This window comes from Rhizobium sp. N324, from assembly GCF_001664485.1.
GTDB lineage: Bacteria > Pseudomonadota > Alphaproteobacteria > Rhizobiales > Rhizobiaceae > Rhizobium.
The window spans coordinates 352,726-365,919 of the sequence record NZ_CP013634.1 but is presented as its reverse complement, the minus strand read 5'-3'; the positions used below and the strand labels follow the sequence as shown (position 1 = coordinate 365,919).

The window sequence follows — 13,194 nt, the reverse complement described above, 5'->3', positions numbered from 1 at the left end:
GGCGACTTTCTTGCGCATTTTCACGGCGGCATTGGCGACCGAGACCAATACTTTCTCCCCGATCTGCGTGGATCGCCGCGCATTCGAAGCCTCGCTCTATGCGCCCCCCGGCCAGCATCCTGAGACACCGACGCTCTGCACCGCGCCGATCACCGTCGGAAGGCGCGTCGCCCGGGAAAAGAGTTGGCAGCTGATCGAGGGCACTGCCACCTGGGCCGATCCCGCCGGCCTCGTCAACCGGGCGACCTATGAGGAATTGCGCGACGAAATCCTCGGCCAGTTGAGAGCGGCCATGCCGGTCGATGCCGTCGTCATGGGCCTGCATGGCGCCATGGTGGCAGCCGGATACGAGGATACGGAAGGCGATCTTCTCCAGCGCATGCGTGACATCGTCGGGCCCGATGTGCTCATCTGCGCCGAACTCGATCCGCACAGCCACCTCACGGCAAAACGTGTCGCGGCGCTCAATTTCGCCGTCTATTTCAAGGAATTTCCGCATACGGATTTCGTCGACCGAGCCGAGGATCTCTGGCGCATCGCCGTCGACACACTTGAAGGCCGGGTCAAGCCCGTGATCTCGGTGTTCGACTGCCGGATGATCGACGTCTTTCCGACCTCGCGCGAGCCGATGCGCTCCTTCGTCGACAAGATCATGCGGATCGAGAAGGACGATGCCGATATCCTGTCGATCTCGGTGATCCACGGCTTCATGGTCGGCGACGTTCCCGAGATGGGAACGAAGCTGCTCGTCGTCACCGACGACAAGCCGGAGAAGGGCGCCGCCTTGGCGCGCGACCTCGGCCTCGAACTCTTTTCCAAGCGCGGCACTTTCATGGTGCCGCAGATCGACGAGCGGCAAGCCGTCGCGCGCGCCATGGCCGCCACCGCGTGGCCTGTGGTCATCGCCGATGTCTGGGACAATCCGGGCGGCGGCACGGCCGGCGATGCCACCGTCATTCTTGCCGAGCTGATGGCCCGCGGCGTCAAGACTGCGGCGGTCGGCACCATCTGGGATCCGATGGCGGTGCAGATCTGTTTTGCGGCAGGCGAGGGGGCGGAAATTCCGCTGCGCTTCGGCGCCAAATCGGCGCCCGGCACCGGCAATCCGATCGACGGCACCGTCAAGGTCGTCAAGCTGGTGAAAAATGCCGAGATGCAGTTCGGCGAGAGCCTGGCGCCGTTCGGCGATGCCGCCCATATCGTGCTCGACGGCATCGACATCATCCTCAATTCGACGCGGGCCCAGAGCTTCGATCCCAGCCTGTTTTCGGTGATGGGCATCGATCCCGAGAAGCAGAAGATCCTGGTGATCAAATCCACCAATCACTTCTTCGCCTCCTTCTCCAGGATCGCCGCCGAGATCCTTTACTGCTCCGCCGGAACGCCCTATCCCAATAATCCGGCGACGACGCCGTACCGGCGGGCGCCGAAGACGATTTGGCCGATCGTCGCCGACCCACACGGAAGAGAACGCGGAGCCGCCTAGATGCCTGATGCCAGCTTTGCCGTCGTCGCCAAGGCAGGCGACAGGATCGCCGATCTCTCGACGCCGCGCCCGGTCATCGACGAGGACCGGCTGGCCGCCAACATCGCCCGCGTCCAATCCTATATGGATCAGCACGGGCTGAACTTCCGCCCGCATATCAAGACGCATAAGATCCCGGCGCTCGCCGTCGCCCAGCTTGCCGCCGGCGCCAAGGGCATCAACTGCCAGAAGGTGACGGAGGCCGAGGTCTTCGCCGCAGCCGGCTTCGGCGACATCCTCATCACCTTCAACATCCTCGGGCAGCAGAAGCTCGAGCGCCTGGCGAAGCTGAACGAGAAAATCCCGGCGCTGAAGGTCGTCGCCGACAGCGAAACGACGGTCGATGGGCTCGCCGCGCATTTTTCCGGCCACAGGCCGCTGACCGTGCTGGTCGAATGCGATACCGGCGGCGGCCGCTGCGGCGTGCAGACGCCGGAAGAAGCGGCCTCACTCGCCAGGCGCATCACTGCTGCCGACGGCCTCACCTTCGGCGGCATCGTCACCTATCCGAAGCCGCAATCGGCCGCCGCCGTCGAGGCCTTCATCGCCGAGACGCTGAACCGCCTGCAATCCGACGCCATCGCCTGCCCGATCGTCAGCAATGGCGGAACGCCGAGCCTGTTCGAGGCGCATCTCGTCCCCTCGGCCACCGAACACCGCGCCGGCACCTATATCTACAACGACCGCCAGATGGTGCGCATGGGCCATTGCACCGAGGACGACTGCGCGATGCATGTGCTGGCCACCGTCGTCTCCCGCCCAACCGCCGACCGCGCCGTCATCGACGCCGGCTCGAAGGCGCTCACCTCCGACCTCCAGGGCTTCAGCGATTACGGCCTGATCGTTGGCTATCCCCAGGCGCGGATCACCAGCCTCTCGGAAGAACACGGCGTAATCGATCTCGCAAACTGCACCGGCCCCCGGCCGCAGATCGGCGAGAGGCTGTTCATCATCCCGAACCATACCTGCGTGGTTTCCAACCTGTTCGACACGATGGTGTTTCATCGGGGCGGCGTGGTGACCCGGGTGGAGGAGGTCGCGGCCCGTGGGCTGGTCTGGTAGGGGTCGGTTGCGGCTGAGGGCGATATAGCTCTGAACGCCGAAGACCGGAGATCTCGGCATCAGCAAGAACACATGCGCCGACGTCGCAGGATGGGCATGACGGATGATTCACGCCAATGGCGGACATAGGTTCCACGGGCAAGTGTCCACTTTGGAGCCGAAAGCTGACTGGCCGCTCTTGGCGCGGACTGGACAGATAGCTGCCCATTCCTCAGGCAGCCTCACCGCTTCCGCAGATCTGCTGTGTTTCTGCGTTTGAATATTGACCGCCTCCGGCGGGATGAGCGGCGCCAATTTTGTGCGCCGCTGACAGGGTCATTTGGAACCCAAGCCAACCGTCAGTTGAAACGAGGTACACTCCACCGGATGGAAGACATCTTTAAGGGGCCCCGGCGACAAAGCCCTACAACGTGGCAATCGCGGCCTTGTACTGTGGAATCGAGGTCGCAAGCGTATCGACTTCGGCCAAAGGTTGATGCAATTTTCTAAAACCGATGCAGACGGGGGGCTATAGTGCATCTTCATTCTTACCGCCTGAAAAATTTTCGTCGTCTCAAAGACGCTCACATTGAGCTCGCTGACGATATCTCAATATTCGTAGGGTCAAATAATAGCGGCAAGACTTCCGCAACCCAAGCGATCTATTCGTTTGTGACAGGCGGTAAGGACCGTTTTAGTCTATATGACTTCAGTTCGTCGTGCTGGCAGGAATTCGAAGACGCAGGCAGGATCGACCTTGCCGCACCGATTCCCGATGGGTTCGCTCTACCGAGTATAGACCTCGATCTCTGGCTCGAGGTCGCCGCATCCGACCTCTACTTGGTGATCCCTCTGCTCCCTAGCACCGCATGGGAAGGCACCTCAGTCGGCATCAGGGTTTCGCTAAGGGCACGCAGTTCTACAGACCTGATCCGCAGGTACCAAGAAGCCAGAGCTAAGGGAGCCGAGCAGGCGGGCGGGCTACCGCCCGACTCACTATATGCCCCGTGGCCTCGCTCAATGACGGAATACCTCCAGCGGGAGCTCAAGAATGAGTATGAGCTGAACTACTTCATTCTAGACCGAACGCGATTTGACAAGGACTTCCGGGAGATCGGCGAATACTCCCCGGATGAACTAGGCGGGGAGCCTGGTGGCGGAACAATTTTGCGGTCGCTTATCCAAATCGACAATCTCGGTGCCCAGAGGCACCTCGCGGACCCTAACCCGGAAGCAGGCGGTAGATCGGAAGACCTCTCGAAACGTCTAAGTCGGTTTTATAAGCGCAACCTTAGCCAGCGACAGGACGATCACACTGCCTTAAAGGCTCTTTTTGATTCCGAGCAGGCGCTCAACATCCACTTGGACGGTGTGTTCAAGCCGATGTTGGAACGGTTATCCAGGCTTGGCTATCCGGGTATCAACAATCCGCAGCTGAAGATTATGTCGGCGTTGGACCCTGCTCATGTCATGAGTCAGGATGCGCGCGTCCATTATCAGATTGGTGATGACGAAGGCGCCGCCACTCTTCCCGACAGTTATAACGGTCTCGGTTTCAAAAACCTGATTTATATGGTTGTTGAGATACTCGACGCCCAAGCTAGATGGGCGTCGATGGACAACCGACCACCATTGCATCTGATTTTTGTGGAGGAGCCTGAAGCCCACCTACACGCCCAACTCCAACAAGTTTTCATTCGTAATGTGCTCGAGCTACTGAAGGTCGATGGTGAAGATGGAAGCATTTTCGGCAGCCAAATGGTCATGACCACGCACTCCCCCCACATTCTTTACGAAAGGGGATTCAAGCCGATCCGTTATTTCCGTCGGAGGAAAGTGGGCGCGGAGCAGCTAACGGAAGTCCTGAACCTGTCCGCGTTCTACCAGTCACAGCCGGACGACCGTGACTTCCTAGAACGTTACCTGAAGTTGACGCATTGCGATCTTTTTTTCTCAGACGCTGCCATTCTGGTTGAAGGCAACGTCGAAAGATTGCTTTTGCCTGTGATGATACGAAAGGTCGCTAAAACTCTCCGATCAGCATGCCTTTGCATTCTGGAGGTTGGCGGAGCCTTCGGGCACCGCTTCAAATCCTTGATCGAGTTCCTCGGGCTAACGACACTTATCATCACTGATATCGACAGTGTCGCTCTGATTGCCCAGCCAGAAGTGGATAACGCTACTGACGAGGAGTTCGAGGAGTTCGAGATTCCCACCGACGCAGAAGCTGTGGAGGAAGAAGCTCCCCTCGCAGAAGCACAGGAAGATGCGAACGAGGTGCCAGAAGCCGCCGCTCCTGCCGCAAACACGAAGTACGGCAAGGCATGTCTACCGAGCGAAACGGGCGCTGCCACTTCCAATCAGACCCTTATCAAATGGCTTCCAGGAAAGCTTACTCTGGCGGACCTGCGCAGCGCCTCAGCAGAAGACAGAACGCGCGAGCTCCACGACGGCGCGAAGGTCCGTGTAGCTTACCAGACTGAACGTGCGGTCACTTGGAGTGGGTCTACCGAGACTCTCTGCGGTCGGACGCTCGAGGAAGACTTTGGTTTAGAGAATCCCGAGTGGTCTCAAGACGTTGCAAGAAGACCTCTCGGCCTGATCGTAAAGGGCGGAGCAGCCAATCCTAAGGCGCTTGCCAAGGGGCTCCACGACAAGGTTTCGAAGAAGAGCTTTGATAAGACGAAATTTGCTCTCGCAGTTCTCACCGAGGCCGAGAACGATTGGCGCGTCCCGACATACATTCGTGACGGGCTCGTTTGGCTGAAAGACGAAGTTCGGATCGAGTTGGAGCCTGTCGTGCCGGAGGAAATACTCAATGCTGGAGAGATCGCTGAAGGTGATGAGGCATGAGTAGCAGGGCGAACAAGCCAGACACACAGGCTGACATTGACTTGCGGGCGTGTCTAGGGAGCGTCCCCCCGCGCAGCTTCATAATGAAAGCTGGCGCCGGATCGGGCAAAACCACATCGTTGATCAAAGCGCTTTCGTCAGTCATCCGTATGCATGGCGATCGCTTGAGGAGAGCCCGCCAGCGCGTCGCCTGCATTACCTACACGGAAGTCGCTGCTGGAGAGATTTGGAGAGACGTGGGCAATGACCCGACTGTCCACGTTTCTACGATTCACAGCTTCATGTGGCTTCTCGCCAAACCGTTTCAGAACGACATCCGCGTGTGGGTCGTAGCACGTATCGCTGACAAAATTGCCGCACTTCAACAAAAGCAGGCAAACTACGGCCCTCGGGTGCAGCAGCGCACCAAGGACAAGGACATCCGCGACCTAGCGCGTCTCCACCGCCAATCGGCACACATCAACACAGTGAAAAGTTTCCGCTACGGAACTGGAAGCGACTATGCAAAGGGCATTCTGGGGCACGACGATGTTTTGAGGCTAGTACCGCATCTCATCGCCGAACGCCCACTCTTTCGAACGCTTCTCGCACGTCAATTTCCTTTCATATTTGTGGACGAGAGCCAAGACACGACCGCTGAGGTCGTCGAAGCCCTGAAAACTGTCGAACGCGAGCCAGGCGCCTCCTTATGTCTCGGCTTCTTCGGCGATCCGATGCAGCGCATCTACGTAACGGGCACGGGCCTCGTCGACGCAGAAGCTGACTGGGTTGACATTCCGAAGCCTGAGAATTTTCGATGCTCTGCCAAGGTCCTAAATTTGGCGAACGCTATCCGCCGTGACGGCGACGATTTGGTTCAGATTGCGGGAGAGAGACTTGGCCCTGATGGCTTGATCCCAACTCCTGAAGGCTCCGCTCACCTTTTCGTTTTGCCTGCGGACCATACTAGAGACGCGAACCTTCTCAGAGTGCGTAGCTGGATGGCGGAGCGATCCAACGACGACAACTGGAATAGCGACGACGACGAAGCTAGGGTGAAGCTGCTCGTCATTGTCCATCAAATGGCGGCGAAACGATTGGGGTTCGGAGAACTCTACTCGGCACTCAATTCCAAGGCTCCGTCTGCATTCAAAGATGGGTTCTTGGATGGGTCTGCGTGGCCCATCGCTTCCTGCGTGAGGTTTCTCATCCCGATTGCAATTGCTCACTCGAACGATCGCCAGCTTGAAGTCATGCGGCTTATCCGAGAATACTCCTATCTGTTGGATAAGGAGCAATTGGCTGGTGTTAATGTATCCGACCGTCTCAAGCAAATTGGCGAGTTGGTCGCAGCGATATCTTCCGGAGTCACTGGCCGCTCAAATGCAACGATCGGCGATCTCTTGAAGCTGGTTCATGAGGCGGAACTTCTCGTGCTCGATCCTAGGCTGGTGTCCTATCTTGATCCTGCAGCCTCACCTCCCCAACCTGCGGGGAATGAAGATGCCGACGATCAGGACGACCCCGAAGATGACGAGTCGGAAAAAGAGCTGGCTGCGATGGACGCATTCCTCAGCTGCCCTGCTGGGCAACTCCTCTCGTATCACAGCTACATCTCAGAACGATCCCCGTTCTGGACTCAGCAAGGGATCAAGGGGGCGGAGTTCGACCGCGTTCTCGTGGTCCTCGACGATGCAGAAAGCACCCACTTCCAATTCTCATATGAGAAATACCTAGGTCTAAAAGACCTCTCGGACAATGACCGCAAGCATATTGAGGCCGGAGAGGAAACCACTGTGAATCGAACACGTCGCCTCTTTTACGTGAGCTGTACTCGCGCATTGAAGGATCTGGCGGTCGTACTATTCACCGCGAACCCAGCGACCGCAGCAGCACACATTCGTCGGCTCAATCTTTTTGAAGATGAGGCTATCCATACGGCTGCGGCTTTCGAAACGGACTAAATTTAGCAACCTCCGGAGACAAAGCTACACCGAGCGCCCCCCGTTTCGATGGCAATGGAAGCGAAGGGTCACAACGACTCGGTACCGCTGCTGGCAGGACGAACCGCCGACATGGAGCCAGCCACTCAAGCCGCCGTCGGGTTGATCACATTCATATCGATTTCCGTCAGCTCCACCCGCCGCTCAAACGCAATGCCCGCCTCGTCGAAAAGGTGGCAGTCAGCGGCATTGATGCCGGTGGCGACAGGCGCATCCGCACGGATGCCGACGCTGCCGGGGAGCATGGCGCAGAAGTTCTCGGCTTCGCCGTTGAGCGAGGCATAGGCGACCGTATTGGCGCCGAGGCGCTCGATGACGGTCGGGGTCACGGTGAAGACGATGTCGCCGCCGTTGAGCTGGATATGCTCCGGGCGGATGCCGAGCGTCAGGGTCTTGCCTGATATGCCGTCGCGCGGCGTCACCGGCAGGACGGCGGTCTGGCCGAGATACTCGACTTCGACGCCGGCGGCGCTGACGCCCTTGCAGGTGACGGGCAGGAAATTCATTTTCGGATTGCCGATGAAGCCGGCGACGAACTGGTTGGCGGGCTTGTGATAAAGCTCCAGCGGCGCGCCGGTCTGCGAGATATTGCCGGCGTCGAGCACGACGATGCGGTCGGCCATCGTCATGGCCTCGACTTGGTCATGCGTGACATAGATCATCGTCGCCTTCAGCTGCCGGTGCAGCTTGGCAAGCTCGATGCGCATGTCGGCGCGTAGCGCCGCATCGAGGTTGGACAGCGGCTCGTCGAACAGGAAGATCTTCGGTTCGCGCACGATGGCACGGCCGATCGCGACGCGCTGGCGCTGGCCGCCGGAGAGCATGCCGGGTTTCTGCTGCAGCCGCTCCTCGAGATGCAGGATGCGCGCGGCATTCTCCACCCTGGCCTTGAGCTTTGCCTCCTCCATCTTCTCGACGCGCAGCGGGAAGGCGATGTTTTCGAAAACCGTCATGTGCGGATAGAGCGCGTAGGACTGGAACACCATGGCGATGCCGCGCTTGACCGGCGGCAGGTCGTTGACCCTGACGCCGTTGATGACGATATCGCCTGCCGTCGTCGCATCGAGGCCGGCGATCATCCGCAGCAGGGTGGATTTGCCGCAGCCCGACGGCCCGACGAAGACGACGAACTCGCCGTTCCTCACCTCGAGCTGCACGCCCTTCAGAACTTCGTAGTCGCCGTAGAATTTCTGAACTTTGTTGAGAAGGAGCTGTCCCAAAAATCTGTCTCCGCCGGCGGTCTTCGTCGCACATTCGATAGGGGAGGGGCCGCGGCTTAGGCCGCGACCCCAGGGAGATTCAGGAGGGCTTACTTGAAGGCTTCGATTTCGCCGGCAGCCTTTTTCAGCGCGGCTTCCGGCTCGGCCTTGCCGGTGACGACCGACTGGATCATCTCGATCATCGAGTTCTGGAAGCCCTTATAGTCGGTGAAGAGCGGCTCGGGACCACCATAGCTGATGCCCTCGATGAGCGGCTTCCAATAGGGATCCTTGGCGACGAACTCGTCGACCTTTGCCGAGGGGCGCAGCGGCGTGAGGCCGGCGCCGCCCTGCAGCTCGTATTCGGACTGGACATCCGGCGAGGTGATGAACTTGGCGAACTCGGTCGCCTTGTCCTCGACGCCGGAGCCCTTGAAGATCGCCAGGCTGTCGGTGATCAGCAGCGTGCCGGGACCCTTGGCGTCGGGGCCGAGCGGCAGCGTCGTGATGCCCCAGCTGATCTGCGTCTTCTTCAGGCGGTCGGCGGCACCCGAGCCGGCCTGGATCATCGCCACCTTGCCGTCGAGGAAGATGGCGCGGACTTCGTTCTGCTCATAGGCTGTCGGGCCTTCTTCGGAGTAGGGGACGATATCCTTATAGGCCTTCAGCGCGGCGAGAATCTGCGGGCTGTCGAGCGTGACCTTGCCGTCGGCATCCGTCACCGCGCCGTTATTGGTGTAAACCCAATGCATGAACTGGTGCATGGTGTTGTCGAAGGTCTTGGCGGAGAGACCATAACCCGGAATGCCGGTTTTTTCCTTGATGGTCTTTGCCATCTCGATTTCTTCGGCCCAGGTCTTCGGCGGCTTCTCGGGGTCAAGGCCGGCCTGCTTGAACAGGTCCTTGTTCCAGTAAAGCGCCTTGGTGGAGAAGGCGATCGGAACGCCCCATTGGTTGCCCTCGAAGGTCACCGTATCGACGATGTGGGGGTAATAGGTCTTCTTCTCGTCATCGGTCATCGGCACCGGAACGATGAGATCGTTCTGGGCGAATTCCTTCAGCGTGCGCGAGCCGACATAGGCCATGGCGACCGGCGTGCCGGCGGCGGCCAGCGTCGTTGCCTTGTCCTGGCACTGGGCCCAGCCGACGACTTCGGGCGCGATCTTCCAGCCCGCGTTCTTTTCTTCCCACTGCTTGATGTATTTGGTGTGGACCGGGTCGATCGTGTCGCCGCAATAGATCCAGCTGATTTCCTTGTCGGCCGCATGGGCAGTGACCGCGGTCAATGCCGTCGAACCAAGCAAAGCGAGCGCCATAAGGCCTGTCTTGATTGTTATGCTCACGTCGTGACTCCCGTTCTTGTGTTAGCTGTTCACTCGTTTCTTGATCTTATTGTTTCACCGCACCGGCGGTCAGCCCGCCGACAAGGTAGCGCTGAAGGAAGAAGATGACGACCATCGCCGGCGCGATGCCGACGAAGGAAGCCGCCATCAGTTCGTTCCAGATGACCTCCTGCTTGCCGAAATAAGCAAAGAGACCCACCGGAAGGGGCATGTATTCGGTCTTCGAGTTGAAGGTCAGCGCGAAGATGAATTGCTGGGCGTAAGCGCCGATGAAGGTGGTGATGGCGACGACGATGATGCCCGGCATCGCAATCGGCAGGATGACGCGGCGCAGCGTGTAGAAATGGCTGGCGCCATCCATATAGGCGGCTTCGTTGAGCTCCTGCGGGATACGGATCATGTAGGTGCGCAGCAGCCAGATCGCCGAGGGAATCAGGAAGGCGACACCCGGCACGATCATGGCGAGATAGGTGTTGAGCACGCCCATGCTGCGCATCAGCCGGAAGAGCGGGATCAAGAGCACAGCGCCGGAGAACATGTTCACCGTCAGGAAGGCGCCGAGCAGGATGCCCATGCCCTTGAACTCGAACTTCGCAAAGGCATAGGCCGCCGGAATGACGAGGCAGAGCACGATCAGCGTGACGATGATCGAAATGAAGAAGGAGTTGAAGATATAGCGCCCGAAACCCGGGACGCTGACCCACATCGTCCGGTAGGCCTCGAAGGAACCGTTCTCCGGCCAGAAGCGGTAGGGCGAGGAGAAGAGCTGGCTGAGCGGCTTCAGCGACACCATGAAGCCTTCGAAGAAGGGCGCCAGCACGAAGAACAGAAACAGCGCGATGCCGCAATAGATCAAGATGATCTCCCACCAGCGGTAACGGTCGATCATGGCGGGGCTGCTCATGCGCGCTTCTCCGGGTTGAGGCGGCGGGTGACGCGGAAATAGGCAAAGCAGAAGAGCGACAGGAAGATGCAGATCAGCACGGCGCGCGCCGCCCCTTCGCCGTATTTCTTCGAGCCGATGGCGGTCTGATAGGTATCGATGATCATCGTCGTCGTCTCGCCGCTCGGGCCGCCCTGGGTCAGGATCCAGATGATATCGAAGGAATTGAAGGTGGCGATCAGCGACAGCATCGACATGGTGATGATGGCGGGCACCATCAGCGGCAGGGTGATGCGGCGGAAGCGGTACCAGCGGCCGGCGCCGTCGGTCCAGGCGGCCTCGTAGAGGTCCTTCGGGATCGACTGGATCGCCGCCAGGAAATAAATCGTCACCAGCGGCACGCCGATCCAGACATCGGTGACGATCGTCGCCCAGAAGGCGGTGCTGCCATAGGCGAGAAAGGCGACCGGACCGTCGACCAGACCGAAGCGCTGCAGGACGCCCGATATCATCCCGAACTGGCCATTATACATCCAGCCCCACATGAAGATGCCGATCGCCATCGGCACGATCCAGGGCGGCATGGTCAGCAGCCGGAACAGCGAGCGGCCGGGCACGGCGGCATTCAGCATCGTCGCGCCGAAGGTGCCGATCACCATTTTCAGCGCGACCGAGAAGAAGGTCCAGACGAAGGTGCGGAAGATGACCTCGGCAAAGGTGGCGTTGAAGATCTTCTCGTAATTGACCCAGCCGACCCAGTTGGTGGTCTTCTTCAGCGACGCATCGGTGAAGGAGAGGATGAACGTGTCGACGAGGGGATAGGCGACGATGGCGAGAACATAGAGAACGGCCGGAAGGAGGAGGATCCAGGCGAAGATGAAGGCGCTTCTTTGGACACTCATCTTGCCGTCGTCCTCAAGCCGCTCTTGCGTGAAGGGCCTCGTCGAAGCGGTCCCAGATCGGACGCAGGTCGACGACGGTTTTCTTCATCCTCGCTTCGTCCATCGCCAAGGCGAGAATGCCGGCCTCGAGCGCGTTCAGCGTGGACACGGGCAGTTCGAGCCCGGTGCGCACGCTTTCCAAGAGGTCGCTCGCCATCTGTTCGTCGGCGCCGTAATGCTGGGAAAGTTCGGTGGCGGCATATTTGTTTTCCACCACCTTCTTGCCCGTCAGCTGTTCGTGCACGTCGAGATAGCCGCGGACGAAATCGCCTTCGGCCATGCCGCGCGAACCCATGATGGCGAAACGGCGGAACTGATCGGGCACATTCAGATTGGTGTGAAAATTCATCCCGACGCCATTTTCATATTCGACGATCGCCACCTGATAATCGATGATATCGGCATCGCTGTCGAAGACCTTGTCCGAGCCCATCCAGCCGCTCGGCTTGCGATGGAAAAGCTCGAGATCGTTGATGCCCTCGCGGGCCGGGTCGTTGGCCGGAATGAAGCTCTTGCGGCCGCCGAAACTGGCGACCCGCTCCGGCCGCGCGCCGACGACGCCATTATAAAGGTCGAGGTCGTGGCAGCATTTCTCCAGCATGAAGCTGCCGGAATAACGCTCGTAGCGGCGCCAGTCGCGCATGAAGAAGGCGCCGTGATAGGGCTCGATATGCTCGGAAGCCTCGATCGAGACGATCTGGCCGAGTTTGCCCTCGGTCTGGATGGCGCGCAGATCCTTGTAAAGCGGGGAGTAGCGCAGCACCAGGCCGACCATCAGCCGCTCGTGACCGAACTGCGCCATCAGATGGGCAAGCTCGATGCTTTCGGCGATTGATGTGACGATCGGCTTTTCGCAGAAGACCTTGAGGCCGGCCTGCAGCCCCAGCCTGATGTGATCGAGATGCAGGTGATTGGGAGAGCCGATCATCAGCAGATCGAGCTTTTCGGAAGCGAGCAGCTCTTCCGGCGAGCCATAGGCCTTGCCGACCGAAATGCCCTTTTCCGTCAATCCGGGAAGCCCGGCGGGATCCGGATCCACATAGCCGACAATGTCGAAGCTGCTATCGATCGCTTTGAAAACGTAGCCGAGATAGCCGAGCCGGAATCCGAGCCCGATGATTCCCACTTTCATGCCGATCAAGTTCCCAGTTTAGGTAATTTATTTTCTTTAAGTTGGGACAAAAAACGAGAGGCGTCAATAGAAAACGGGCCTCACAGCAGGAGTATGAAATTTATTTTCATAGATCGGTAGGCGGCTGCCGATTGCGCGCCGCGACCGGCCGGACGTGGATTGCAGCATGGGAGCGCCCGCACGCGCCTGAGGCGGGAGGCGAATTCGGGCCTCACGCCAATCTCTCGAAATGTTGAAAAGAACCGCGAGTTTACCTGTGTAGGATGCTGTGAGAAACCGAGGCCAGGAGGAGCCA

The 13,194-nt window shown here is 59.4% G+C and carries 9 protein-coding genes; 4 read left to right on the top strand and 5 right to left on the bottom strand.

Annotated elements, in window-relative coordinates; translation table 11 throughout:
• Positions 1-10: 10 nt before the first annotated feature.
• From AMK05_RS29360 to AMK05_RS29345, 4 genes are all read left to right on the top strand, one after another.
• Positions 11-1,486, top strand: a complete 1,476-nt coding sequence (locus tag AMK05_RS29360; RefSeq protein WP_064843574.1) for a M81 family metallopeptidase — start codon at positions 11-13, stop codon at positions 1,484-1,486.
• A complete protein-coding gene (locus AMK05_RS29355) occupies positions 1,487-2,587 on the top strand; it encodes a D-TA family PLP-dependent enzyme (protein WP_064843573.1) in 1,101 nt (366 codons plus the stop codon).
• A gap of 513 nt (positions 2,588-3,100) precedes the next feature.
• On the top strand, positions 3,101-5,419 hold the full coding sequence (locus AMK05_RS29350; protein WP_064843571.1) for an ATP-dependent nuclease: 2,319 nt from the start codon (positions 3,101-3,103) through the stop codon (positions 5,417-5,419).
• Positions 5,416-7,362, top strand: coding sequence for a UvrD-helicase domain-containing protein (locus tag AMK05_RS29345; protein WP_064843569.1), 1,947 nt, complete (start codon positions 5,416-5,418; stop codon positions 7,360-7,362). The genes AMK05_RS29350 and AMK05_RS29345 overlap by 4 nt, the downstream gene beginning before the upstream one ends.
• A gap of 125 nt (positions 7,363-7,487) precedes the next feature.
• On the opposite strand, the gene AMK05_RS29340 is transcribed toward AMK05_RS29345, so the two are convergent.
• The 5 genes from AMK05_RS29340 to AMK05_RS29320 form a co-directional block, all read right to left on the bottom strand.
• On the bottom strand, positions 7,488-8,621 hold the full coding sequence (locus AMK05_RS29340) for an ABC transporter ATP-binding protein (RefSeq protein WP_064843566.1): 1,134 nt from the start codon (positions 8,619-8,621) through the stop codon (positions 7,488-7,490).
• An 89-nt stretch (positions 8,622-8,710) separates the two neighbouring features.
• Entirely contained in the window at positions 8,711-9,916 is a 1,206-nt protein-coding gene (locus AMK05_RS29335; RefSeq protein WP_064843564.1) for an ABC transporter substrate-binding protein, read from the bottom strand.
• Between the two features lie 73 nt (positions 9,917-9,989).
• Positions 9,990-10,847, bottom strand: coding sequence for a carbohydrate ABC transporter permease (locus AMK05_RS29330; RefSeq protein ID WP_049735831.1), 858 nt, complete (start codon positions 10,845-10,847; stop codon positions 9,990-9,992).
• Positions 10,844-11,728, bottom strand: a complete 885-nt coding sequence (locus AMK05_RS29325) for a carbohydrate ABC transporter permease (RefSeq protein WP_049735830.1) — start codon at positions 11,726-11,728, stop codon at positions 10,844-10,846. Before AMK05_RS29325 ends, AMK05_RS29330 begins: the two co-directional genes overlap by 4 nt.
• A 13-nt stretch (positions 11,729-11,741) precedes the next feature.
• The gene (locus tag AMK05_RS29320; protein ID WP_064843562.1) at positions 11,742-12,899 is read right to left on the bottom strand and encodes a Gfo/Idh/MocA family protein; all 1,158 of its coding nucleotides are present in this window, start codon (positions 12,897-12,899) and stop codon (positions 11,742-11,744) included.
• Positions 12,900-13,194 lie beyond the last annotated feature (295 nt).

Coding starts and splice junctions, on each gene's coding strand:
- AMK05_RS29330 (WP_049735831.1), bottom strand. CDS start 10,847: ATGAGCAGCCCCGCCATGATCGACCGTTACCGCTGGTGGGAGATCATC.
- AMK05_RS29325 (WP_049735830.1), bottom strand. CDS start 11,728: ATGAGTGTCCAAAGAAGCGCCTTCATCTTCGCCTGGATCCTCCTCCTT.
- AMK05_RS29345 (WP_064843569.1), top strand. CDS start 5,416: ATGAGTAGCAGGGCGAACAAGCCAGACACACAGGCTGACATTGACTTG.
- AMK05_RS29335 (WP_064843564.1), bottom strand. CDS start 9,916: ATGGCGCTCGCTTTGCTTGGTTCGACGGCATTGACCGCGGTCACTGCC.
- AMK05_RS29355 (WP_064843573.1), top strand. CDS start 1,487: ATGCCTGATGCCAGCTTTGCCGTCGTCGCCAAGGCAGGCGACAGGATC.
- AMK05_RS29320 (WP_064843562.1), bottom strand. CDS start 12,899: ATGAAAGTGGGAATCATCGGGCTCGGATTCCGGCTCGGCTATCTCGGC.